Genomic DNA, 24,574 nt, shown 5'->3' on the forward strand with positions numbered 1-24,574 from the left:
CGGCCCGGGGGGCGGACCATGGCGGCGAGGCCCGACGAGAAGGAGCGCACCTACACCGCGCTGCCGAGCATCGCGGCGGCGGCGGAGCGGCACGGCTTCCTGCTCGTGCTCTCCGGGCCGCAGTTCGGCGACGTCTTCCCGCTCTCCCCGGGGCGGGACATCGTCGTCGGCCGGCGCGAGGACGCGGATCTGCGCATCGTGGACGAGGCGGTCTCGCGCCGCCACGCCGCCATCCGGATCGAGGGCTCGGGCGTCGTGCTGCTGCGCGACCTCGACAGCGCGAACGGCACCTGGGTGGACGGCCGCCGCATCGCCGAGGAGCGGCTCTCCGACGGCGCGCGCATCCAGATCGGCGGCGCCACCACCATGAAGTTCGTGTGGGCGGACGAGCTCGAGGCGCGCTGGCAGATGAAGATCGCCGAGGGCGCGCTCCAGGACCCGCTCACCGGCCTGTTCAACCGCCGGCACCTCGAGGAGCGGCTCGCCTCCGAGCTCGCCGCGGCCCAGCGCCACGGGCGCGAGCTCTCGCTGCTGCTCGTCGACGTGGACTTCTTCAAGGCGGTGAACGATCGCCACGGCCACCTGGCCGGCGACGAGGCGCTCAAGATGGTGGCGTTCGTGCTCCGGGGCGCGATCCGCAAGGAGGACGTGCTCGCGCGCTACGGCGGCGAGGAGTTCATCGTCATCGCCCGCGAGACCGGGCTCCAGGGGGCGCGCGCGCTCGCGGAGCGCATCCGCCGCGCCGTCGAGCGGAGCCGGTGCGCCTGGCACGGGCACGACCTCGGGCTCACCGTGTCGATCGGCGTGACCGTCTCCATCGGCCTCGCCGAGTACGTCCCCGGCCGGAGCGATCGGGAGCTCCTCGAGACGGCCGACCGCGCGCTCTACCTCGCGAAGCAGGCCGGGCGGAACCGCGTGGTCGCGGTCGCCGCCGGCCCCGCCGCAGAAGGACGGTGACGCGCCGCTCGCGCGGCGCGCCCCCTGCGCCCGGCCCGGTTCAGCGCTGCGGCGCGGGCACGGCTGCCTCCGGCGACTGCGCCGGCTGCCGCACCGCCTCCAGCCGGCGGAACGGATCGAACTCGCCCGCCACCTGGAGGAGCCTCACCGCCGCGAGCTGCGCGGACAGCGACTCGGTCGTGACGGCGATCTCGGAGTTGCGGAGCTCGGCGGTGGCGTCCGCCTGCTCCACCGCGGTGGCGGCCCCCGCGCGGTAGGAGACGTCGACGAGGCGCTGGTTCTCGGCGGCCAGGTCGCGCTGCTCCCTGGCCTTCGCGGCGTTGGCGCGCGCGCTCTCGAGGTCGAGGATCGCCTGGCGCACCTCCCTTCGCGCGAGCGCCTCCGTGCTCGCCGCGCTGGCCTCCGCCTCGGCGACCTTGGCGTTGCCCTCGCGGAGCTGGGACTCGCGCAGCCCGCCGTCGAGGAGGGTCCAGGAGAGCCCGACGCCGGCGGCCCACGCCGTCTCCTGGCCGCTGAACCCGGCGGCGTTTTGACCCTGATACAGCCCGAACGCGGCGACGTCCGGGAAGTAGCGCCCCCAGCTGGCGTTGCGGCTCGCGCGCTGCAGCTCGACGTTGCGGCGCGCCGCCTGGACGTCGTTCCGGTGGCGCAGGGCGGCCTCCTCGAGCTGCGCGAGGTCCGGCGGCAGGTCCGGCTCGGGCGGGTCCGTCACCTCGAAGTCGACCGGACGATCGAGGAGCGTGGCGAGCGCGATGCGGGCGGACTCGTAGGAGTTGCGCGAGCGGCGGAGATCCTGCTCGGCGCGCGCGCGGTCGATCTCCGCGCGCAGGTAGCCGACCTTGGCGATGGTGCCCGCCTGGTAGCGCACGCGGGCGTCGCTCTCCTGCCGGCGCGCGATCTCGAGGAGCCGCTCGGTGACCTCCACCGACTGCTTCAGCGCCGCCACGCCGTAGTACGCCTGCGCCACGCCGAAGAGCAGATCGCGGCGGGCGTTCTCGATGCTGTGCCTCGCCACGGCCTCGCCCTTGTGCGCGGCGCGGATGCCGAACCACAGGGCGGGCGAGAACAGGACCTGGGTCGCCTCCAGCTGGCCGGTGAGCTGGTCCTTGGGGACGATGGTGATCTTCGGGCTGGGCGGCCGCACGCCGGGGACTCCCGGATCGAAGGCGCCCTCCGGGATCGAGCTCTCGCGCTCGTTCCGCGTGTACCGGCCGCTCGCCGTGAGCTGCGGCAGGAACCCGGCCCACGCCTGCGCCGACGCCTCGTCCGCCTGGCGGAGCCGCGCGTCGAGCGCCTTCAGGTCGAGGTTGCGCGAGGCGGCGATCCCGAGCGCCTGCTGGAGCGTGATGATCTCTCCGGCGGGCGCGGGCTGCGGCGCGGGCTGCGCGTCGAGGCTGGGCCGCTGGGGTCCGCCCTCCTGCGCCGCCGGCGGGGCCGCCTGCTCGGGCTGCGGCGCGGGCGCGGCGCTCGGGGCAGGCTCCTGCGCCTGCGCCGCCGCGAGCACGAGCATGGTCACTGCGGTCACTGCGTTCATGGCTCCTCCAGCCGGGTGGCGTGGCTGCGTGTTGCTACCGCGTATCCGCCCGCTTCCGCCGCTCCCTGCAAGGGGACGGGCGAGCCGGCGGGTCGCGCGCGATGACGAGCGGGCCGCGCCGCGGCGTGCGGCGCGGAGCTTCGCGCGACGCCCGTCACCTCCGGCCGCCCTCCTCCGGCGCGGCGAGGCGGGCGACGAGCTTGTCGAGGATGCGCGTCAGCGCCCTGCGATCGTCGAGGTCGAGGGCGCCGAGGAGCGCGGTGATCCTGTCCTCGATGTCGGCGTCGATGCGCCGGAAGAGCTGCTCGCCGCCCGAGGTGAGCCGCGCGCGCACGAGCCGCCGATCCTCCGCGTCGCGCTCCCGCTTCAGGTGCCCGTCGCGCTCGAGCCTGTCGACGATCCCGGTGACGGTCTTCTCGGTCACCGCCACGCGCCGGGCGAGCTCGCCCATCGTCAGCGGCCCGTCGTGACCGAGCCAGAGCAGCGCGTGGATCTGCGGCGGGGTGAGCTCGAGGTCGGCGCAGCTCGCCGCCACCGGGTCGCGCAGCGAGCGGTGGCGCGCCAGCGCGATGACGCGCCCGCGCAGCGCCCGCGCCTCGCGGCGCAGCCCGGCGTCGGAGGTATTCCGCATTCCGGACTGTCTCTAGGGCAGAAGGTCGCGCCGGTCAAGCGTCCCGGGAGCGCGTCTCACCTACAGCGCCCCGCCCAGATCCTCGATCTCCCCCTCGATGTCCTTCCGCTCGTCCGCGTCGGGCCTCAGGGCGAGGAAGGCCTTGAACGCCTCGACCGCGCGGCGGCGCTCGCCCCGCTCCTTGTAGAGGTAGCCGAGGTAGTAGTGCGGCATCGGGTTGCCCTTGTCCTCGCGGGCGGCGCGCTCGTACCACGGCAGCGCCGCGCGCTCGCCCTCCGACTCGTGCAGCGCGCGCCCCAGGCGGTAGAGCACCGGCACGGCCTTCGCGTCGGCGCGCAGCACGGCGCGGAACACCTTCGCCGCGTCCTCCGCCTTCCCCACGCGGAGCTGGCAGTCGCCGAGCGCGATCTGCAGCCGCGCCAGCCGCGGGGCGGCGGCGACCGCCTTCTCGTACGCGGGGATCGCCGCGTCGCAGCGGCCGTTCGCGGCGAAGAGGAGCGCGAGCCGCTCGTGCGCGTCGGCGCGGCGCGGGTCGGCCTTGGCGGCGGCGCGGTAGGCCGCGAGCGCCTCGTCGAGCGCGTTCGCCCGCTCGAGCGCCGCGCCGAGGTGCAGGTGGTGGTCGACGTTCGAGCCGTCGAGCTCGACCGCCCGGCGGAGCTTCGCCACCGCGGACGGGGTCTCTCCCCTGGCCAGCAGCGCGCGCCCGAGCCACTGCTGCGCCTCCGCCAGCTGGGGCGCCTCGCCGGCCGCCGCCGTGAGCCGCTGCACGGCGCCGTCCACGTCGCCACGCTCGAGCTTCACGGCGCCGAGCCGCATGAGCGCGGTGGCGTTGCGCGGCTGGAGCTCGACCGCGGTCTGCAGCGACTTCTCCGCCCCCGCCAGATCGCCGGCCGACCAGAGCAGGGTCCCGAAGGCGACGTGCCCCTCCGCGTCCCGGGGATCGAGGGCGAGGGCGCGATCGAGCCGCGCCCGCGCGGCCGCCGCGTCCCCGCGGGCGAGGGCGATCCGGGCGAGGCCGGTCTCGGCGGCCGCGCTCTCGGGCTCGACCGCGAGCGCCTGGCGGAAGGCCGCCTCGGCGCCCGCGGCGTTCCCCTGGGCGAGCCGGAGATCGCCCACCCCCACGTGCACGGCGGCGACGCGGGGCGCGCGCTCGACCGCCGCCTCGAGCTCCACGGCCGCCGCGTCCAGCTGCCGGCGCGTGAGCGCGATCCGGCCGAGCGCGAGCCGCGGCTCCCACGCCTCGGGGCTCCTCGCCGCCACCGCCCGGTAGAGCTCCGCCGCGTCCTCGATGCGGCCCGCCCCGGCGAGCGCGGCCGCCTTCGCGAGCGACAGGTTCGCGTCCGCCGGCGCGCTGGCGAGCGCCACGTCCGCCAGGGAGAGGGCGTCGAGCGCCCGCCCGGCGCCCGCGAGGGCGCGCACACGCACCGCCGCGAGCGCCGCGTCCTTCGCGGCGGACGCGGCGACGGGCTCGGTCGCGGCGACCGCCCCGCCGGCGTCGCCGTGGGCGAGCCGGTGCCGCGCGAGCGCGACGCGGATCTCGGTCGCCCGCGGATCGATCGCCGTCGCCGCCTCCCAGGTCCGAACGGCCTCGGCGGCGCCCGCCGCGCTCCGCGCGAGGAGCTCCGCGCGCAGCGCGAGCGCGCGCGCCCGCTCGCCCGGCGCGAGCTTCGCCTCCGCGTCCTTGGCGAGGAGCGGCGCGAGGTGGCGCTCCGTTCCCGCCGGGTCGCCGGCGGCCTGGGAGAGGGTCGCGAGCCCGAGCCGCGACGGCAGGTGACCTCCGTCCCGGGCGAGCGCGGCCTCGAAGGCGGCCTTCGCCGCCGGTGCGTCGCCGCGGGCGAGCGCGGCGAGCGCCTTGCCGTGCAGGGCGCGCGCCCCCTGGGGCTCGAGCGCCGCGAGCGCCTCGAAGCGCGCCGCGGCGGCCGCGGCGTCGCCCCTCAGCAGCGCCGCGCGCGCCAGCAGCGCGACCACCTCCGGGTCCCTCGCCGCCGCTCCGCCCGAGCGCTCGAGCGCGGCCTCCTGCGGCGCGGTGGCGCCGCCGCCCCCGGCCACGCTCAGCGCGAGCCGCGCGGCGAGCGCCGGCGCGTCGGGAGCGTCGCCGCCGGCGAGCCGGTCCGCGGCCCGGCGCGCCTGCTCCAGCGCCGCCGGCGGCGCGCCGTGCCGCAGCTCGAGCGCCGCCACCACCATCGCGTGCAGCGCCGCCGCGTCGCGCGCGTCCGGATCCGCCGCCACCGCCCGGGCCGCGAGATCGAGCGCGGTGCGCTCCGACGGGTAGTCGCCCTTCGCGAGCGCCGCGCGCGCCTGGGCGACGAGCGCCGCCGTGCGCGCCCCGTCCTTGCCGCGCAGCGCGGCGGTGAAGAAGTAGCCGTGGGGCGTGAAGCCGGCGCCGACGCCCACCGCGAGCACGATCGCGAGCGCGGCTCCGGCCACCGCCACCCCGGAGGCGCGGGGCCGGCCGGCGCCGCGGCCGAGCTTCGCGACCCGGCCGCCCTGCCTCGCCGGCGCCGCGGCGGCACCGGCGAGCGCATCGACCTCGCTCATGGGCGACCAGTCGTCCTCGCCCTCGCGGCAGACCTCCTCGTCGCCGGTGAGCTCGCCGCGCACGCGCAGCCCCATGACCTGCGGCACGCCGAGCGGCCCGACGATCTTCCCCGACCGTAGCCGCACCTGGTAGCGCACCTCGTCCGCCGGCGGAGCCTCGGCCCCCTCGCCGTAGAGCGTCTCGAGGGGTTCGCCCGCGGCGGGTGGCTCGCGCCGCGGCGCGCTCGCCGGGTCCTCGGGCTTCGCGAAGGGATCGGCGCCGCTCGCCGCGGCGAACGGCTGCGCCGCCGGCGCGGCGCTCGAAGGAGGCCAGGACGTCGCTCCCGGCGCGGGCGCGAACGGATCCGTGTCGTCCAGCGAGGGAGCTGCGCGCGCCGCGGGCGCGCCCCCGCCGAGGTCGACCTCGCCGAACCCGAGGGCCTCGCCCTCGGGCGCGGCCTCGACGGCGTCGGCGGTCGCGTCCGGCACGTCCATCCCGAACGGATCCGCGCCGGGCGGGGCCGCGAACGGGTCGGTGGATGCGTTGCCTGCGGGGATGGGCGGCGGCAGCGGGATGCCGGCCGAGGTGACGAGGTCCGGGGCCACGGCGGGAGCGGCGCGGGGGGCCGGCAGCGGGACGCCGCCAGAGGCCGGCGCCGCGGGCGGCGGGAGCGGAACGCCCGGCGCGGCGCCGGGGCGACCTTCGCTCGCGCTGGAGGGGGGCGCGAGCGGAACGGCGCCGGACGCCTGGCCGGTGCCGGTTGGGAGCGGGACGGGAGCGCCCTGCCCGGCGGGGTCGGCGGGACGCACGGGAAAGGTCTCCCGGCACTTCGGGCAGCGCACGTTCAGGCCCGTCGCCGGGATGCGGCGGTCGTCGATGTTGTACGCGGCGTGACAGTGCGGGCAGCCGACCCTCATTGGCGCGTTTCCTTCCCAGCGTTTGGCGGGGGTGCTCGGCGTGCGGGCGACGGAGCCCTCGCAGGTCACGGAAGGTAGCACCCGGCGCGAGGAGCCTTCAAGGAAGCAGGCCCGTGATAAACGGAGGGAATGTCGGAGTTGTCGGACGCCGTGCGCGAGCGGCTCAAGACGTGGACGTACCGCCTCGGCGGCCCCGGCACGCGCGCCCGCCTCGAGAAGATCACCGCCCCCGCCAACGAGTTCGGCGTCGACCCCTACGGCCTCGACCTCGACTTCGCCGTGGCGGCCGCGGCGCCGCTCAGCTGGCTCTACCGCAAGTACTTCCGGGTCCAGCTGCACGGCATCGAGCGCGTGCCGCCGGAGGGACGCGTGGTCCTCGTGTCGAACCACTCGGGTCAGCTGCCGTTCGACGCCGCGATGATCGAGATGGCGCTCCTCCTCGAGAAGGACCCGCCCCGCGTCGTGCGCGCCCTCGTCGAGAAGTGGGTGCCCACCCTCCCGTTCGTCTCGACGTTCATGGCGCGCTGCGGGCAGATCGTCGGCACGCCCGAGAACTGCCGCAGGCTGCTCGCCGCCGACGAGGCGATCCTCGTGTTCCCGGAGGGCGTGCGGGGCCTCAACAAGCCGTTCCGCGAGCGCTACCGCCTGCGCAAGTTCGGCCCGGGCTTCATGCGCCTCGCGCTCGAGTCCGGAGCGCCCATCGTTCCGGTCGGCGTGGTCGGCGCCGAGGAGCAGGCCCCGGCGCTGCTCGACCTCAAGCCGCTCGCGCGGCTGCTCGCCTTCCCCGCCTTCCCCATCACGCCCACGATCGTCCCCTTCCCGCTCCCGGCGCGTTACCACCTCCACTTCGGCGAGCCGCTCCGGTTCACCGGCTCGCCCGACGAGGACGACGCCGAGCTGGAGCGCAAGGTGGAGGAGGTCCAGGCCGCGGTCGCCGCGCTGCTCGAGCGCGGCCTCGCCGAGCGCAAGCACGTCTTCTGGTAGGAGCCGCCGTGGCGCCCCACCTCGATCCCTCCACGTCCCTGGACCTGCCGCGGAAGGTCCTCGTGACCGGGATCTCCGGCAACCTCGGCCGCGCGCTCGCGAAGCTCCTCCACACCGAGACGCGCGTCATCGGGCTCGACCGGCGGCCGTTCGCGGGCAAGCCGAAGGACCTCGCCCACCACCAGCTCGACCTCCGCAAGGCGCGCGTCGAGGAGGTCTTCCGGCGCCACCGCCCCGAGGCGCTCATCCACATGGGCATCATGCACGACCCTCGGGACCCCCGCAGCGAGGCCCACTCCTTCAACGTCCTCGGCACGCACAAGATCCTCGATCTCTGCGTGCGCCACGGCGTGAAGAAGGCCGTCGTGCTCTCCTCCGCGAACGTCTACGGCCCGCGCCCCGACAACTCGAACTTCCTCCCGGAGGAGACGCCGCTCATGGCGGGGGAGCGGTTCAGCGAGATGCGGGATCTCATCGAGCTCGACATGTACGCGCAGTCGTTCATGTGGAAGCACCCCGAGCTCGAGACGGTGGTGCTGCGCCCGGTGAACATCATCGGCCCCACCGTCCGGAACGCGCCCTCGAACTACCTCCGCCTCGAGCGGCCGCTCACGGTCCTCGGCTTCGATCCGATGGTGCAGATCATCCACGAGGAGGACGTGTGCCGCGCCCTCGTGCTCGCGCTGAAGCCGGGCCTGCGCGGGATCTTCAACGTGACCGGGCCGGGCCAGCTGCCGCTCTCGGCCATCCTGCGCGAGCTCGGGCGGCGCCCCGTCCCGGTGCCGCACTTCCTCATCCGGTCCCTGCTGCGCCGGGCCTTCGAGGCGCGGCTCACGAGCTTCCCGCCGGAGGAGGTCGATCACGTCCAGTACCTCTGCATCGTGGACGGATCCCGGTTCGCCCGGGAGGCGGGCTGGGCCCCTCAGCTGTCCCTTCGGGAGACCATCCGCAGCGTGGCGTAGCGCGAGGGCGCTCTGCTATGGGTGATCCCATGCGTCCCCGCGCCGCCGCCCTGCTGATCGCCGCCTTCGCCTCGTCGCACGCCTCCGCCCAGGAGGAGCTGCCGTTCGAGCCCACGGGCGAGATCCGCTTCCACGCCACCTCCGGGCTGGGCAGCGGCGCCTCGTTCGATCAGTACCGCATCGTGGGACCGGCCGTGAACCTGACGCGCCGCGAGGACGGCAGCTGGGCGGGGGACATCGCCGGAAACGACGTCAGCCTGGTGGGGAACGACTCGAAGCTCACCGGGCCGAACGTGAGCCTCACGTTCAAGCAGAAGGGCGGCACCACGGAGGTCGAGGGGCTCTTCTACGGCACCCGCGTCCGCCTGGCGGTCGACGGCAAGAAGCTCAAGGGCCGCTACGGCACCTGCTCGTTCGACCTGAAGCGCCGCGGGCCGCCGATGTACCGCGGCGACGTGGGGTGCATGCGCCAGGAGACGCGGCTGCCCATCGCGGGCACGGCCGCCGTCGAGCTCATCGGAGAGGCGGCCAGCGAGAAGCCGCCCGCGGCGCAGGTCGGGCTCGCGCTCGTCGCGATCCTCCCGCGCTGACCCGCGCGACGGGTTCAGTAGCGCCGGGCCGGACATCCGGCCAGAATCCTCCGGATGTCCGATCGTCTCTGCCGCGGCCTGTTCCCCGAGCGCGGGCTCCGGGCCGTGTTCGTCCGCGTGGGTGACACCGCGCGCATGGCGCGCGTCCTCCACGGCCTCTACCCGACGAGCGCCCACCTGTTCGCCCAGGCGCTGGCCGCGGGCGCGCTGCTCGGCGCCCTCCAGAAGGAGCGAGGACGCGTCAACCTGCAGCTCGAGTGCGACGGCCCGCTGGCGGGCCTGTTCGTGGACGCCGACACCGAGGGCAACGTCCGGGGCTACGTCCGCCGCCCCGACGTGCACTTCCCGGGCGACCCCGCCCGCGGTGCACGCGCGGCGCTGGGGGGCGCCGGGTTCCTGTCCGTCCTGCGCCAGCTCGGCGACGGCCAGCACTACCGCAGCGCGGTCGAGCTGCGCGCGGCGGACCTCGCGGAGGACCTCCGGCGCTGGTTCGCGGCGAGCGAGCAGGTCGCGACCGCCCTCGACCTCGCGGTCGTCCCGCTGGACGGCGAGCCGCTCGGGGAGGTGGCCGGCGTCCTCCTCCAGCGCTTGCCCGACGGCGACGACGGCGCCATCGAGGCCGCGCGCGCCCGGCTCGCCGCGGGCGCGCTGCCGGCGGCCCTCGCCCGCGGCGCCTCCGCCCAGGAGGTGATCGCCGAGGTGGGCGGCGCGGGGTTCGAGCTGCTCGCCGACGTGGAGGTCGCCTACCGGTGCGGCTGCAGCCAGGAGCGGGCGAGGACGGCCGTCTCGGCGCTGGGGCGCGAGGGCGTGCTCGAGGTGCTCGAGACGGAGCGACAGGCGGTGATCACCTGCGAGTTCTGCAGGTCCAGGTACGTCGTCGACGAGGAGGCGCTCCGCGAGATCGCGCGCCGGCTCGCCGAGCGCGAGGCGAGCGGGTGAGCGTGGCTGTGGTAGATTCGCCTCCCCTGTCGGGCCGGAAGCGCCCGCTCTCCCGGAGGATCGTCATTCCGACCTCGAAGAAGAGGAAGACCGCCGCGGCCCGGCGCCCGGCGAAGGCTCGCGGCCGCGCGGCCGCGACCTCCCGCCGCCGCAGCTCCGCGCGCGCGACCCAGGCCCGCGGCCCCGCGGAGCAGCCGCTCGGCATGGGCGTCGCGGACGGCTTCGCCATGGACCGCCTCGCCGCCCCGGTGCGCGCGAGGCGCTCGCCCAAGAAGGAGGTGCGCGAGATCGGCTGGGCCGCGTTCGGCGAGGTCGCGCGCACCCTCGCCCAGCGGATCTCCGCCCGCTTCCGGCCGGACGTCGTGGTCGGCGTCGCCAAGGGCGGCGTCTTCGTCGGGGGAGCGCTCGCCGCCGCCCTCGGCGTGGACTTCTACCCGGTCCGCATCGAGAAGCGCCGCCGCGACGCCGCTCCGCTCCCGGAGCCGGTGGTGGAGCTGCCCGACCTCTCCCGCAAGAAGGTGCTCGTCGTCGACGACGTCGCCTCGAGCGGCGCGACCCTCGCCAAGGCGCGCGCCGTCGCCCGCAAGGCGGGCGCACGCGAGGTGCGCACCGCGGTGCTCGTCGTCCGGCCGGACGGCGCGCGGCCCGACTTCTCCGCGATCGAGACGGACCAGCTCGTCCTCTTCGGCTGGGACTACCAGCTCGACGGAGGGCCGGCGGGCGGCGTCGATCCCGGAGAGGTGGGGGTCTGATCCCAGGAGTCCGGGTCTCACGACCGGGGTGCACATGAAGCGCGTCGTCGTCGGCACTGCCGGTCACATCGATCACGGCAAGACCTCGCTCGTCCGGGCGCTGACCGGGATCGACACCGATCGGCTCCGGGAGGAGAAGCGCCGCGGGATCACCATCGAGCTCGGCTTCGCGCACCTCCCGCTGCCCGACGGCACCGTGGCGGGCGTGGTGGACGTCCCCGGTCACGAGCGGTTCGTTCGCGCCATGGCCGCCGGCGCGGGCGGGATCGATCTCGTCGTGCTCGTCATCGCCGCCGACGAGGGCGTCATGCCCCAGACGCGCGAGCACCTCGACATCTGCCGGCTCCTCGGCGTTCCGCGCGGGCTCGTGGCGGTGACGAAGTCGGACCTCCTGCCCGAGCTGGGGACAGACTGGCTCCCGCTGCTCGAGCAGGACGTCCGCGAGGTGACGCGGGGCACGTTCCTCGAGGGCGCGGCGATCGTCCCGGTCTCCGCCGCCACCGGCGAGGGGCTCGACGAGCTCCGCGCTGGGCTCGGCCGGCTCGCGGCCGAGGTGCAGGAGCGGCCCGCGGACGGGCCGGTCTTCCTGCCGATCGATCGCGCCTTCTCGATGAAGGGGTTCGGGACGGTGGTCACTGGGACGCTGCTCTCCGGCCAGATCGCCGAGGGGGACGAGGCGGCCTTGCTGCCGTCCGCGCCCGGCGCCCCCGCGCTGCGCGTCCGCTCGGTGCAGGTCCACGGCAAGCCCGCCGCGCGCGCGCTCGCCGGCCAGCGCACCGCGGTGAACCTCCCCGGCGTCGAGCCCGCCGCGATCCAGCGCGGACAGGCCCTCGTGCACGCGGGCGTGGTGCCGCAGTCGTCGATGCTCGACGTGGAGGTGACGCTCCTCGCCGCCGCGCCGAGACCGCTCAGGCACCGCGCGAAGCTGCTGCTCCACGTCGGGACCGCGCAGGTCCCGGCGGCGGTCGCGCTCGTGGACCGCGGCGAGCTCCGGCCCGGGGAGACGGCGTTCGCCCAGCTCCGGCTCGGCCAGCCCGTCGCGGCGCTGCCGGGGCAGCGCTTCATCCTGCGCGGCTTCACGGTCCTCCAGGGCCGCGGCAAGACGCTCGCCGGCGGCCGCGTCCTCGCGGTCGCCGCCCCGCGCCGCCGCCGGGGGCGCCCCGAGGGGCTGCGCCAGCTCGAGGTCCTCGCGCGCGGGGAGCCCGACGCGCGCGTCGCCACGGTGCTCGAGATGTCCGGTCCCGCCGGGCTCGAGCTCGGGGGGCTCGTCGGGCGGACGGCGCTCTCGCCGAAGGCGGCGCAGACGGCGCTGGACCGGCTCGGCGCCAAGGGCGGTGCGCTGCTCTTCGACCGCGAGCGGCGCGCCTACGTGGCGGGGACCGTCGCGCAGGAGCTCGCCCAGCGGCTCCTCGCGGCGGTGGACGCCTTCCACGCGGAGCGGCCGCTCGCGGCCGGCGTCGGGCGCGAGGAGCTGCGCGGGCGCCTCCCGCCGGTCACCGACCCGCGCCTGTTCCAGCGGCTCCTCGCGCAGCTCGCCGACAGGGGCGAGCTGGTGCTCGAGGGCGACCACGTGCGCCGCAAGGGGCACGCGGCGGCGTCCGGCGCCGACGCCGGGGCCCTCAAGGAGAAGGTCGCGCAGGCCCTCTCGAAGGGCGGCCTCACGCCGGCCTGGCTCGCCGAGCTGCCCCCGCTCGTCGGCGGCTCTCCCGCCGACGTCCAGGCGGTGCTGAAGCTCCTGCTCGCCGAGGGGCGGGTGGTGCGCGCGTCGTCGGAGCTCTGGTTCGACGGCGCCGCCGTGGCCGCGCTGCGGGAGCGGCTCGTCGCCTTCCTGCGCGAGCGGCGCGAGATCACCACCCAGGAGTTCAAGGAGCTCGTGGGCGCCACCCGCAAGCACGTCATCCCGCTCGCCGAGTACTTCGATCGCGAGAAGGTGACGCTGCGCGTCGGCGAGAAGCGCGTGCTGAGAGGCGAGGGGCGAGGATGAGGGAGGCGGCGTCGCTCGAGGCCGTCGGCACCCTCGTCGTCCGCGACGGCCGGATCCTCTACGCGAGCCCGCTCGTGGCGGCGCTCGCCGAGTCCGCGCCGGAGGCGCTCGTCGGCACCGATCCGTTCGCGCTCATCGCGCCCGAGGATCGCCCGCGCACGGCGGAGCGGTACGCCCGGCGGCTCCGCGGCGAGCCCACCCCCGCCGAGTACGAGGTGGCCCTCGCCCTCCCCTCGGGCGAGCGGCGCGCGGTCGAGCTGCGCGTGGACGTGGACGGGCCCGACGTGGTGGTGCGCCTGCGGGACGTCTCCGCCCGGGCCGACCGCCGCCCGCGCCTCGAGGCGCTCGCGGCGCTGGGCGCCGCGATCCAGCGGGAGCGCAGCGAGGCGGCCGTCTTCGAGCGCGTCCGCGACGGCCTGCGCGGGATCGGGCTCACCGCGCTCCTCATGCGGCCGGACGGGGACGGGGTTCGCATCGAGTGGGCGTCGCCGGCGCCGGATGTGGCCACGGCCTTCGAGGAGCGGGCGGGCCCCCTGGTCGGCCGGCCGGGCCGGTGGAGCCCGTTCTCGCGCACCGTCTGGGAGGAGGGCGCGGCGTACTCCGACGACTGGGGCGCGGACGTCGCCGCGTTCGTGGGCGAGGTCCGGGCGGAGGAGGCGCGCGCCACCGCCGTCGCGCTCGGGCTGTCGCGCGCCATCGCCGTGCGGCTCGACGAGCGCGCCGCGATCCGCCACTACCTCGTGATCGTCGGCGACTGGCTCGACCGCGGGGACCTCGCCGCCGTGCGCCTCTTCGGGGCGCAGGTGGCCGCCGCGCTCGACGCGTCGCGAATCATCGCGGACCTGTCGCGCCGGAACGCCGAGCTCGCCGCGCTGAGCCGCCTCGGCGCGATCGCCGGAGACGCCCCGGACCTCCCGAGCTTCTTCGCGCGCGCCGCCGATCTGGTCCGCGCCGCGAGCGGCTGCGACGGGCTGTGCGTCTACGTGCTGGACGACCGCGCCGGCGAGCTCGTCTGCCGGTTCCACGACGGCGTGGACGCCCCGCCGCCCGGGCAGCCTCGCCTCTCCCTCGCGTCGCCGATCGGCGACGTGGTGCGCGATCGCGCCGCGCGCGTGGTGGAGGGCGGCGGCGAGGGGCCCGGCGCCAGGCTCGCGGCGAGCGCCGGGTTCGCCGCGAGCGCCTGGGTGCCGCTCGTCGCCCGCTCCCGCGTGGTGGGCGTCATGGTCGCGGGCTACCGGGACGGAGCGGAGCGGGCGCGCGCGCGCCTCGACGTCCTCGCCGCCGGGGCCGCCCACTTCGGCGGCGCCATCGAGTCGCACGGGCTGCTCGCCGACCTCCGCCGCCGCGTGGGCGAGCTGACGCTCCTCAACGACCTCGCGCTCGCCTCGGCGCAGCTCGACCCGGTCCTGCTGCTCGACGCCGCCCTCCGCCGGGTGTGCGACACCCTCGACGCGGGCGGCGCCGCCTTCCTGCGGGACGGCGACAGGCTCCTGCTCGTCTCGGGCGTGGGCCTCGCCCCGGACGCGGCCCGCGCCGTCTCCCAGCTCCAGGTGGGCGAGGGGGCGCCCGGGCTCGCGGTGACGCGGCTCGCGCCGGTGGACGGCCGCGACGCGGCCGCGCGCGGCGCGGCGTGGGACGCGTTCCGCGCCGTCCGCGGCGACGGCCCGCTCGTCGCGGTGCCGCTCCTCGCGAAGACCCACGCGCTCGGCGCGCTGGTGCTGGGGCGGCCGGCGGGCGGGCGCGACCTCGAGCCCGGCGACGTGGGCCTCCTCTCGGCCATCGGCGTCCAGCTCGGGGTGGCGGTGGAGAACGCCCGCCTCTTCTCCGACGTCCGGCGCCGCCTCTCCGACCTCGAGGCGGTCCACGCGCTCGCCCTGCGCATCTTCGGGAACGCGCCCGGGGACGTTCGCGCGCTGCTGGAGGACGGCTGCCGCGAGACCGCGCGGGCGCTCTCGGCGCGGGCGGCCGCGGTGCTGCTGGTCGAGCCCGACGGCAGATCCCTCCGCGGCGTGGCGGCCTTCGGCACGCCGATGGACGCCAGCCAGCTCCGCGTCTCGCTCGACGAGGACGCCCTCGCGGCCGAGGCGTTCCGGCGCCGCGCCCCGGCGTGGACCCCCGACACGAAGACCGACCCGCGGACGACGTTCGGCGCGGCCCCCGCGATGCCGCCGCTCGCGCTGCTGGCCGTGCCGCTGTCCTCGCGCGCGGCGACGCGCGGCGTCCTGTACGTGGCCGACGACGCCGGCCGGACCTTCGGCGATCCCGAGCTCGCCCTCGCGAACGCGCTCGCGGGCGAGCTGGCGGTCGGGCTCGAGAACGCGGAGCTCTACGCCGAGACGCGCGCGCGCGTCGAGGAGCTCTCCCTGCTGAACGAGATGGGCCGCACGGTGGCGGCCTCGCTGGATCTCGAGCAGGTGCTGCGCGAGGGCGTCGAGGCGGCGCGCCGGCTGGTGGGCGCGACGCGCGGGGCGGTGCTGCTCTACGATCCGGTCGCGAACGCGCTGCAGCTCGCGACCGGGACCGGCCTCACCCCCGAGGAGGTCGCCGCCTCCCGGGGCGCCATGCGCTCCGGCGGGATCTCGCTCCGCGTGATCCGCGAGCGGCGCGCCATCGTGGTCGACGACGTCGCCGCGGACCCGCAGATCAACGCGCTGTTCAGGCAGCGGCTCGCGCCGCGCTCGCTGCTCGCGGCGCCGATCCTGCTGCGGGGGGAGCCGCTCGGAGTCCTCCTCCTCGACGAGTCCCGCCGGCTTCGCCACTTCACGGAGGCCGAGGTGCAGCGCGTGGCCGCGGTCGGGAACCAGCTCGCGGTGGCCATCGAGAACGCGCGCCTGTACCAGGCCGCGCGGAATCGGCTCGCCGAGCTCTCGGCGGTGATCGACGTCGCCCGGGTGGTGTCCTCCTCCCTCGAGCTCGAGGAGGTGCTGGGCGCGGGCGCCGAGCAGCTGATGCGCACGCTCGAGAGCCCCGCGTGCGCGATCCTCCTCGGCGACGGGCGCGGTCAGGCGCTGCGCCGCGCGGCCTCACGGGGCGCCCTGATCGGAGCGGAGCGGCTGTCGCTGGCCGAGCCGTCGCTCGCGCGCGCCGCGCTCGAGGCGCGCGCGCCCCTCACCGGGCCCGCGGACGCGGGCGCGGCGGACGGGCCGCCCGTCCTCGCCGTGCCGCTCCACGTCCGCGACCAGCCGGTCGGGGTGGCGCTCGTGGCCGGGGCGGACGCGGAGCGCACCTTCACCCCCGGAGAGCTCTCGCGCGCCATGGCCATCGCGAGCCAGCTCGCCGTCGCGGTGGACAACGCCCGCCTCTACTCGGAGACGCGCCGCCGCGCCGAGGAGCTCGCCCTCCTGCACGACGTGGGACGCTCGCTCGCGACCCTCGACATCGAGCAGGTGCTCGGCGAGGGCGTGAAGAACCTCGCGCGCATCGTCGAGTGTCCCGCGGCGTTCCTGGCGCTGGGCACGAGCGAGGGGGCAGACCTCGACGTCCGCGCCGTGGCCGGCCCCATCCGCCCCCTGCTCGGGAAGCGCCTCTCGGCGGGCGCGACGGCGCTCGTGGCGCGGGTCCTCGAGCGGCGCGAGCCGCTCGCGCTCGAGAACGTCGACGAGGACGCTCGCATCTCGGCGGAGGCCCGGGCGCTCACGGGGGCGCGCGCGGCGGTCGTCCTGCCGCTCCTCGTGCGCGAGCGCGCCATCGGCGTCGCCGTCGTCCTCGACACGCGCGGGGAGCGGCGCTTCACGTCCGCCGAGATCCAGCGGGCGGCGGCCATCTCGAACCAGCTCGCCGTCGCCGCCGACAACGCCCGCCTGTACGAGGACCTGCGCGGGAGCTACGCCGAGCTCGGGCGCGCGCAGCGCCAGCTCATCCAGCAGGAGCGGCTCGCGGCGCTCGGCGAGCTCTCCGCGGTCGTCGCCCACGAGGTGCGCAACCCCCTCGGCGTCATCTTCAACTCGCTGGGCTCGCTGCGGCGCCTGCTCCGCCCCGCCGGCGACGCGAAGCTGCTCCTCGACATCGTGGGCGAGGAGGCGGACCGGCTGAACCGGATCGTCGGCGACCTGCTCGACTTCGCCCGCCCCTCCGACCCGCAGCTCCGGCCCGAGCGGCTGGAGCGCGTCGTCGAGGAGGCCATCCACACCGCGCTCGCGCAGAACCCGCAGGGGGTGGAGGTGAGCCGGGACGTGGACCCGGAGCTGCCGGCCGTGCCCATCGACGCGCGGCTGGTGCGGCAGGCGGTGATCAACGTGGCGGTGAACGCCATCCAGGCGATGCCGCGCGGCGGCCGGCTCACCGTGCGCGTCCGCCGCGAGGACGGCACGGCCGCGCTCGACGTCGAGGACACCGGCCCGGGCATCCCGGACGAGGTGAAGCACCGCATCTTCGAGCCGTTCTTCACGACGAAGGCCAGCGGCACCGGGCTCGGGCTCGCCGTCGTGAAGCGGATCGTGGACGGACACGGCGGCGAGCTGGTGGTACACAGCCGTCCGGGGGCCGGCACGCTGTTCCGCATCCGCCTGCCGCTGCGCGACCCCGCGTCCGCCGAAAAGGAGCCCCGCCTTGGCTGAGATCCCCCCCGGCATGCCCGCCCCGGACGAACCGCGCCTGGAGCCGCGCGGCGGCGCGCTCGTGGCCGGCAAGATCCTGGTGGTCGACGACCAGAAGAACATGCGCGCCACCACGGCGATCGTGCTGCGCCAGGGGGGGCACACCGTCGAGGAGGCGGAGGACGGCGCGGCGGCGGTCCAGCGCATCCAGCAGGAGACCTTCGACGTCGTCCTGACGGACCTGCGCATGCCCAGCGTCGACGGCATGGAGGTGCTGCGCGCGGCGCAGCGGCTCGCTCCCGAGACGCAGGTCATCGTCATGACCGCCTACGGGACCATCGAGTCCGCGGTCGACGCGATCCGGCAGGGCGCGTACGACTTCCTCGCGAAGCCCTTCAAGGAGGACGAGCTCCTCCTGCGCGTCTCGAAGGCGCTCGAGAAGCGCCGCCTGCTCGGCGAGGTGAGCCTCCTCGCCGGCGAGTTCCGCAAGCGGTACGGCCTCGAGCACATCGTCGGCCGCTCCTCGGCCATGCGCGACGTGCTCGATCGTGTCGTGCGCATCGCCCCCACCGACGCCACCGTCCTCGTCAGCGGAGAGTCCGGCACGGGCAAGGAGCTCGTCGCGCGGGCCATCCACGTGGCGAGCCGCCGCGGCGACAAGCCGTTCGTGCCGGTGAACTGCGCCGCCATCACCGAGACGCTCCTCGAGTCGGAGCTCTTCGGGCACGCGAAGGGCGCCTTCACCGGCGCCGTCCGCGCCCGGCGAGGGATGTTCGAGGAGGCGAACGGCGGCACGCTCTTCATCGACGAGATCGGCGAGACCGCGCCCGGCTTCCAGGCGAAGCTCCTGCGCGCCCTGCAGGAGGGAGAGATCCGCCGCGTGGGCGAGTCGACGCCCGTCCAGGTGGACGTCCGCGTGATCGCGGCGACGAACCAGGATCTCCGCCGCGCCATCGCCGAGCGCCGCTTCCGCGAGGATCTCTACTACCGCCTCGCGGTGGTGCCGGTCCGGATCCCGCCGCTCCGGGAGCGCCGCGAGGACGTTCCCCTGCTCGCCGCGCACTTCCTCCAGCGATACAACCGCCGCACCGCCGAGGGGAAGACCCTCGCCCCCGAGGCCCTCGCGCGCCTCGTCGAGCACGACTGGCCCGGCAACGTCCGCGAGCTCGAGAACGCCATCGAGCAGGCGGCGGCGCTCTCGCCCGGGCGGGAGATCCGCGAGGGCGACGTCCAGCTCGAGCACGCGCGCGGGCTCCCCGCCGCGCCGGCGGAGGAGGCCCGTACCCTCGCCGAGGCGGTGGAGGAGGCGGAGCGGTGCGCGATCGAGGCGGCCCTGGCTCGCTGCGAGGGCGATCTCGGCCGCGTCGCGCGCGAGCTCGGCGTCTCCGCCACGACGCTGTGGCGGAAGATGAAGCGACTCGCCATCGAGGCGCGCGGGGCGCCGACGCAGCCCTGAACCCCGGCCCGTTTTTCAGCGCTGCAATGGGGTCTTTCACCCGTGCAATGCGGCGCTCGACGTCCGTGTGTGCGGCGCCTCCGCGCAGGCAGGAGCGATCCGCGAAGCGGGCGAGATCGCTCAGGACGCTTCGCGTGGTGGGGCCGGCCCCCAAATGGCACTGAAGTTGCTATGCGTGAGGGAAGAGAAGTGCAAAGCAGCCTGGTTGAAGGAGGTCCCCCCCCGCCACTTCAGCTGCGCTTTGCACTTCTCTTTTCTTTTTCTCGCGGCGCGCATGGCCTCGTTCCTCATCGTCGACGCTGACCGCAACTTTCGCGAGGCAATCGCCATCGCGCTCAGGCTGGACGGGCACACCGCGGTGGTGGTGGCGAGCGCGGACGAGGCGCTCGCCCGGATCGGCCACGGTCCGCTCGACTGCTGCGTCGTGGACGCGCACCTGCTCGGCGCCGACGAGGTGCTGGAGGCGGCGGGCGCCGCCGGCGCGCGCACGGTCGTGACCGGACCCCACGAGGACCTGCTCGCCCACGCCGCCCGTCGCCACCCGCTCGCGCAGCCGCTCGCCAAGCCCTTCGCCGCCGACGCGCTGGCGCACCTGCCGGCTTCCTGATCCCGGACGCGAACGCAGGCGCGCCCGCCGTACCGCGCGGTGCGCGGCGCGACGGGCGCGAACACGCCGTCGATGCGCGGCCTACAGGAGGATCGCGCCGGCCGCCTGCGCGAGCCGCACGACCGGATCCGCGACGATGCCGAGCAGCACGACCACCGCCACCGCGGCCGCCAGCGCGAAGGACATCGCGGGAGACGAGAGCGTCTCGCTCTCCCCCACCGCCGGCCGCATGTACATGTAGACCACGACGCGCAGGTAGTAGTAGACGCCCATCGCGCTCGTCACGACGCCCAGGATCGCGAGGCCGTAGAGCTCCGCGCCGACCGCCGCCTGGAAGATGTAGAGCTTCCCGACGAAGCCGGCGGTGGGCGGCACGCCCGCCAGCGAGAGCAGGAACACCGCCATCGCGAAGGCGAGCGCCGGGCGCCGCCGCGCGAGGCCCGCGAAGCGCTCGAGGTCCCAGGCCTCCGCCGGCTCGTCGTCGAGCCGCGACCGCCGCTCGAGCGCCCCCACCACCGCGAACGCGCCGATGGCCGTCGCCGCGTACGCGGCGAGGTAGAAGAGCAGCCCCGCGAGCGCCTTCTCGCGCGCGCCCGCCACCGAGGCGGACAGCACGCCGACGAGCAGGTACCCGGCGTGCGCCACCGAGGAGTACGCGAGCATCCGCTTCACCGAGCGCTGCGGCACGGCGAGCAGGTTCCCGAAGATCATGGTCAGCACGGCGAGGCCGGCGAGGATGCCGGAGAACGCGCTCGCCTGCGCGACGGTGCCCGCCTCGGCGGAGAGGAAGATGCGGACGAGGAAGGCGAACGCGGCGGTCTTCACGCCGGCCGCCATGAACGCGGTCACGGGCGTCGGCGCGCCCTCGTACACGTCCGGCGTCCAGGCGTGGAACGGGACCGCCGCGATCTTGAAGGCGATGCCGGAGGCGACGAGGGCGAGCCCGGCGAGGTAGAGCGAGGAGCCCCGCCCCTTCGCGAGCTCGGCGAACAGCGTCGAGCCGCTCGCCCCGTAGAGCAGCGCCGTGCCGTAGAGCAGCAGCGCCGAGGAGATGGCGCCCAGCACGAGGTACTTGAACGCCGCCTCCGACGGGCGCTTGCCGCGGCGGAGGTAGGCGGCGAGCGAGTAGGTCGCGAGGCTCATGACCTCGATGGCGATGAACGCCACGAGGAGGTCGGTCGCCATCCCGAGCAGCGCCATGCCGGCGGAGCCGAACAGGGCGAGCGCGTAGAACTCGCCGCGCTCCGCGTTGCGGGCGCGCAGCCAGCCCGCGCCGATCAGGGCGGAGAGGGCGAGCCCTCCGCAGACGACCACGGTCACGAAGGCCGAGAAGTCGTCCGCCACCGCCTGCCGGCCGAAGACGTAGCCCGAGACGGGGCGCAGCACCGCCGCCGCGCCGGCGGCCGCGGCGAACACGACCGTGATGCCGGCCTGGTACCCGCGCCGCCCCGAGACGAGGAACACCTCGCTGAGGAGCACCGCGAGCGCCCCGACCGTGAGGATCGCGATCGGCAGGAGCGCCAGGAAGTCGTTCGTCGGGAAGCCGTTCATGTCAGTGAGCCCCACCGGTGGGGAGGACGATCGGGAGCGTGGGGGCGGGGGCCGCGGCTCCGGCGCGGACGGACACCGCCGGCGCGATGGTGCCGACCTGCGGCCCGGTGCCCAGCCGCTGCTCGACCTGCTGGAAGCGCGCGATGAGCCGATCGACCGCCGGCTTCGCCGGCGCGAGGAACGGCCCCGGCAGGATCCCCATCACCACGATGAGCGCGATCATCGGGGCGAGCACGAAGCCCTCGCGCACGGAGAGATCCGGGAGCCCCCGGTTGGCCGGGTTGCGCATCGGCCCGAAGAACACCCGCTCGACCAGGATCAGCATGTAGACCGCGCCGAGGATGACGCCGAGCGCGCCGAGCGTCGCGAAGAGCGACGCCGACTGCAGCCGCGAGAGCCAGCTGCCCGAGAGGATGAGGAACTCGCCCACGAAGCCGTTCGTGCCCGGGAGGCCGACCGACGAGAGCGTGACGATCACGAACGCGGTCGCGATCAACGGCACCTGCCGCGCGAGCCCGCCGTACTCTGCGATGAGGCGCGTGTGGCGCCGCTCGTACAGCATGCCGACGATGAGGAACAGCGCCCCCGTCGACACGCCGTGGTTCAGCATCTGGTAGACCGAGCCGGTGAGCCCCTCCGCCGAGAGGGCGACGAGCCCGAGCATCACGAAGCCGAGGTGCGAGACCGAGGAGTAGGCGACGAGCCGCTTCATGTCCGTCTGCACGAGCGACATGAGCGCGCCGTAGATGATGCCGATCACCGCGAGCGTCGCGATGGCCGTCCGGTACTGGAGCGCCGCCTCGGGGAAGAGCGGGAGCGCGTAGCGGAAGAAGCCGAAGGTGCCCATCTTGAGGAGCACGCCGGCCAGGATCACCGACCCGGCCGTGGGCGCCTCGGTGTGCGCGTCGGGCAGCCAGGTGTGGAGCGGGAACATCGGCACCTTCACCGCGAACGCCAGGGCGAAGGCGAGGAAGAGCCAGCCGGCCGCCTGCGGCGTCACCGCCAGCGACTGCCGGGCCTGGACGTAGTCGAAGGTCCCGCCGTCGTGGAAGTACACGTACAGGATCGCGAGCAGCATGAGGACGCTCGCGGCGAAGGTGTAGACGAAGAACTTCACCGTCGCGTACAGCCGGTTCTGCGAGCCCCACACGCCGATGAGCAGGTACATCGGCACGAGGATGAGCTCCCAGAACACGTAGAAGAGCACGAGGTCGAGGGCGGCGAAGGTCCCGATCATCGCCGTCTCGAGCACGAGCAGCGCGATCATGAACTCCTTCACGCGCTCCTCGACCGCCCGCCACGCCGAGAGGATCACGATCGGGGTCAGCACGGTCGTGAGCATCACGAGCAGGAGCGCCACGCCGTCGAGCCCGACGTGGTAGCCGATCCCGATCGACTGGATCCACGGCGTGAACTGCTCGAACTGGAACTCCGGCGCGCCGGGCGAGGCGTCGAACCCGAACCACAGCCCCAGCGACAGCAGGAAGGTGAGCAGCGAGAACGACAGCGTGATGGCCCGGTGCTGGCCCGGCTCGTCGCGCGGGACGAGCACGAGCGCGAGGGCGCCGGCCGCGGGGAGGAAGGTGACGACGGTGAGCAGGTTCACGAGCTAGCGCCCTCCCGCGCCGAGGACCGTCCAGAGGATCACCGCCGCGGCGACGGCCATCACCGCCGCGTAGCGCTGCAGGTCGCCGTTCTGCGCGACCCGGAACATCGACCCGGCGAACCCCACCGCGCGCGCGACGCCGTTCACGAACAGCCCGTCGATGGCGAAGACGTCCACGATGCGCCACAGGCCGTAGGCGACGAGCCGCAGCGGCTCGATGATGATCGCCTGGTAGAGCTCGTCGACCCGGAACTTGTCGTAGGCGAAGCGGTACACGCGCGGGAACGCGAGCGCGAGCTTGCCGGGGACCGCGATGGCGGGGCCGGCGTACATCGTCCAGGCGACGAGGGTGCCGAGCGCGGCGATGCCCCAGGCCGCGAAGTACGGCCAGCTCGGGTGCTCGCCGGCGTGCAGGTGCTCCACCTCGAGGAGCCGCGCCGTGCCGGCCGCGAACACCGGCTGGACGAAGCGCTCGAACACGTGGCCGAGCGGGCCGTGCACCGGGAGCGCCAGCACCGCCGCGACCACCGCCAGGATCGCGAGGATCCAGAGGGGGATGGTCATCACCGGCGACGACTCGTGCGCGTGCTCGGCGGCGTGGGTGCGGGGCTTGCCGACGAAGGTGAGGAAGAACAGGCGCGACATGTAGAAGGCGGTGCCGAGGGCGGCGACGGCCCCGAGCACGTAGGCGATCTGGCCGACCTGGTGCCACGCCGGGTTGTGGCTGAAGAGCGCGTTCCCGAGGATCGCGTCCTTCGACCAGAAGCCGGAGAGCGGGACGAAGCCCGTGATGGCGAGCGTCGCGATCCCGAAGGTCGCCGCCGTGTGCGGCATCTTCTTGAGGAGCCCGCCCATCTTGCGGATGTCGGTCTCGTCGCCCATGCCGTGCATCACCGAGCCGGCGCCGAGGAAGAGGCAGGCCTTGAAGAACGCGTGCGTGACGAGGTGCAGCACGCCCGCCCACCACGCACCCACGCCCACGCCGATGAACATGAAGCCGAGCTGGCTCACGGTCGAGTAGGCGAGGACCTTCTTGATGTCGGTCTGGACGAAGGCGATGAGCGCCGCGAACAGCGCGGTGAGCGCGCCCACGATGGTCACCGTCGCCATCGCGGCGGGCGCCAGCGAGAAGAGGTACGCGTTGCGCGCCACCAGGTAGACGCCGGCGGTGACCATGGTCGCCGCGTGGATGAGGGCGGAGACGGGGGTCGGGCCGGCCATGGCGTCGGGCAGCCAGACGTAGAGCGGGAGCTGGGCGCTCTTGCCGCACGCGCCGACGAAGAGCCCGATCAGCGCGAAGGTGATCGCCCACTGGAAGGTGCGGCCCGCGAAGGTGCCCACCTGGATCGTGGCGGCGGGGTCGATCGTCCGGGCGATGGCCTGCAGGTCACCGTAGCTCGCGGTGCCGAAGATCGAGAGGAGCGCGAACAGGCCGATGAGGAAGCCGAAGTCGCCGATGCGGTTGGTGACGAACGCCTTGCGGCCGGCGAACGCCTTCGCCGGGTCCGTGTACCAGAACCCGATGAGCAGGTAGCTGCAGAGGCCGACGCCCTCCCAGCCCACGAACGTCAGCACGAGCGTGTCGCCGAGGACGAGCGTGAGCATCGCCGCGACGAACAGGTTCAGGTACGTGAAGTACCGGGCGTACCCGGCGTCGTCCTCATGGGACATGTACGACGCCGAGTAGATGTGGATGAGCGTGCCGACGCCCGTGACGACCATGATCATCGTCCCGGAGAGCCGGTCGACGAACAGCCCCCAGCCGATCGAGACGAGCGCCCGTCCGTCCGGACCGGCGACCCGGATCCAGGGCTCGCCGCGGAAGTGCAGGACGCCGCCCTGCACCACCCACGCGAAGGCGACGGTCGAGACGATGAGCGCACCGATCATCGCGCCGAGCGCGACGAGGGTGACGTTCCCCTTCCCGATCCGCCGCCCGACGAGCCCGTTCACGATCGCGCCCGCGAGCGGGAAGAGGATGATCGCCCAGAGATAGGACTCTGCAGCCGTAGGAGAGGCTACGATAGGGGGCATAGGAGTGCGCGAAGGAT

At 75.0% G+C, this 24,574-nt stretch carries 16 protein-coding genes; 10 read left to right on the forward strand and 6 right to left on the reverse strand.

Translation table 11 applies throughout. The features are described 5' to 3' along the window. The first annotated feature begins 18 nt into the window (after positions 1-18). Complete coding sequence (locus tag ANAE109_RS21260) at positions 19-957, forward strand: GGDEF domain-containing protein (RefSeq protein ID WP_012098958.1); 939 nt, start codon at positions 19-21, stop codon at positions 955-957. Between the two features lie 40 nt (positions 958-997). Here the strand turns inward: ANAE109_RS21260 and ANAE109_RS21265 are convergent, their stop codons facing one another. The 3 genes from ANAE109_RS21265 to ANAE109_RS21275 form a co-directional block, all read right to left on the reverse strand. Next, complete coding sequence (locus ANAE109_RS21265; protein WP_012098959.1) at positions 998-2,491, reverse strand: TolC family protein; 1,494 nt, start codon at positions 2,489-2,491, stop codon at positions 998-1,000. Between the two features lie 154 nt (positions 2,492-2,645). Continuing rightward, positions 2,646-3,122, reverse strand: a complete 477-nt coding sequence (locus ANAE109_RS21270; RefSeq protein WP_012098960.1) for a MarR family winged helix-turn-helix transcriptional regulator — start codon at positions 3,120-3,122, stop codon at positions 2,646-2,648. 60 nt (positions 3,123-3,182) lie between these two features. Then, positions 3,183-6,557, reverse strand: a complete 3,375-nt coding sequence (locus ANAE109_RS21275) for a tetratricopeptide repeat protein (RefSeq protein WP_012098961.1) — start codon at positions 6,555-6,557, stop codon at positions 3,183-3,185. 129 nt (positions 6,558-6,686) lie between these two features. On the opposite strand from ANAE109_RS21275, the gene ANAE109_RS21280 reads away from it, so the two are divergent. The 9 genes from ANAE109_RS21280 (at position 6,687) to ANAE109_RS21320 (ending at position 19,366) form a co-directional block, all read left to right on the forward strand. Beyond that, positions 6,687-7,541 carry a lysophospholipid acyltransferase family protein gene (locus ANAE109_RS21280; protein WP_012098962.1) on the forward strand — a complete coding sequence of 285 codons (855 nt, stop codon included), beginning with the start codon at positions 6,687-6,689 and terminating at the stop codon, positions 7,539-7,541. 8 nt (positions 7,542-7,549) lie between these two features. Then, a complete protein-coding gene (locus ANAE109_RS21285) occupies positions 7,550-8,503 on the forward strand; it encodes an SDR family oxidoreductase (protein WP_012098963.1) in 954 nt (317 codons plus the stop codon). A gap of 29 nt (positions 8,504-8,532) precedes the next feature. Continuing rightward, positions 8,533-9,093 (forward strand): hypothetical protein, encoded by a 561-nt coding sequence (locus tag ANAE109_RS24700; RefSeq protein ID WP_012098964.1) that lies wholly within the window; start codon positions 8,533-8,535, stop codon positions 9,091-9,093. A 54-nt stretch (positions 9,094-9,147) separates the two neighbouring features. Beyond that, a complete protein-coding gene (locus ANAE109_RS21295; protein WP_012098965.1) occupies positions 9,148-10,032 on the forward strand; it encodes an Hsp33 family molecular chaperone HslO in 885 nt (294 codons plus the stop codon). Positions 10,033-10,235: 203 nt separating this feature from the next. Next, positions 10,236-10,784, forward strand: a complete 549-nt coding sequence (locus ANAE109_RS21300; protein ID WP_041449529.1) for a phosphoribosyltransferase — start codon at positions 10,236-10,238, stop codon at positions 10,782-10,784. A 34-nt stretch (positions 10,785-10,818) separates the two neighbouring features. Then, on the forward strand, positions 10,819-12,768 hold the full coding sequence (gene selB / locus ANAE109_RS21305; protein ID WP_012098967.1) for a selenocysteine-specific translation elongation factor: 1,950 nt from the start codon (positions 10,819-10,821) through the stop codon (positions 12,766-12,768). Beyond that, the gene (locus ANAE109_RS21310; RefSeq protein WP_012098968.1) at positions 12,765-17,324 is read left to right on the forward strand and encodes a GAF domain-containing protein; all 4,560 of its coding nucleotides are present in this window, start codon (positions 12,765-12,767) and stop codon (positions 17,322-17,324) included. The genes selB and ANAE109_RS21310 overlap by 4 nt, the downstream gene beginning before the upstream one ends. Next, positions 17,317-18,759 carry a sigma-54 dependent transcriptional regulator gene (locus ANAE109_RS21315; protein WP_012098969.1) on the forward strand — a complete coding sequence of 481 codons (1,443 nt, stop codon included), beginning with the start codon at positions 17,317-17,319 and terminating at the stop codon, positions 18,757-18,759. Before ANAE109_RS21310 ends, ANAE109_RS21315 begins: the two co-directional genes overlap by 8 nt. Before the next feature lie 175 nt (positions 18,760-18,934). Next, positions 18,935-19,366, forward strand: coding sequence for a hypothetical protein (locus tag ANAE109_RS21320; protein WP_234945202.1), 432 nt, complete (start codon positions 18,935-18,937; stop codon positions 19,364-19,366). A gap of 81 nt (positions 19,367-19,447) precedes the next feature. Here ANAE109_RS21320 and ANAE109_RS21325 read toward each other — a convergent pair whose 3' ends face one another. The 3 genes from ANAE109_RS21325 to nuoL are packed head-to-tail and all read right to left on the reverse strand — an operon-like array spanning position 19,448 to position 24,557. Beyond that, entirely contained in the window at positions 19,448-20,917 is a 1,470-nt protein-coding gene (locus ANAE109_RS21325; RefSeq protein ID WP_012098971.1) for an NADH-quinone oxidoreductase subunit N, read from the reverse strand. A gap of 1 nt (position 20,918) precedes the next feature. After that, complete coding sequence (locus ANAE109_RS21330; protein WP_012098972.1) at positions 20,919-22,523, reverse strand: NuoM family protein; 1,605 nt, start codon at positions 22,521-22,523, stop codon at positions 20,919-20,921. Positions 22,524-22,526: 3 nt separating this feature from the next. Next, positions 22,527-24,557: an NADH-quinone oxidoreductase subunit L gene (nuoL, locus tag ANAE109_RS21335; protein ID WP_012098973.1), complete on the reverse strand. Its 2,031-nt coding sequence runs from the start codon at positions 24,555-24,557 to the stop codon at positions 22,527-22,529. Positions 24,558-24,574 lie beyond the last annotated feature (17 nt).

The organism is Anaeromyxobacter sp. Fw109-5 (assembly GCF_000017505.1).
Classification (GTDB): domain Bacteria; phylum Myxococcota; class Myxococcia; order Myxococcales; family Anaeromyxobacteraceae; genus Anaeromyxobacter.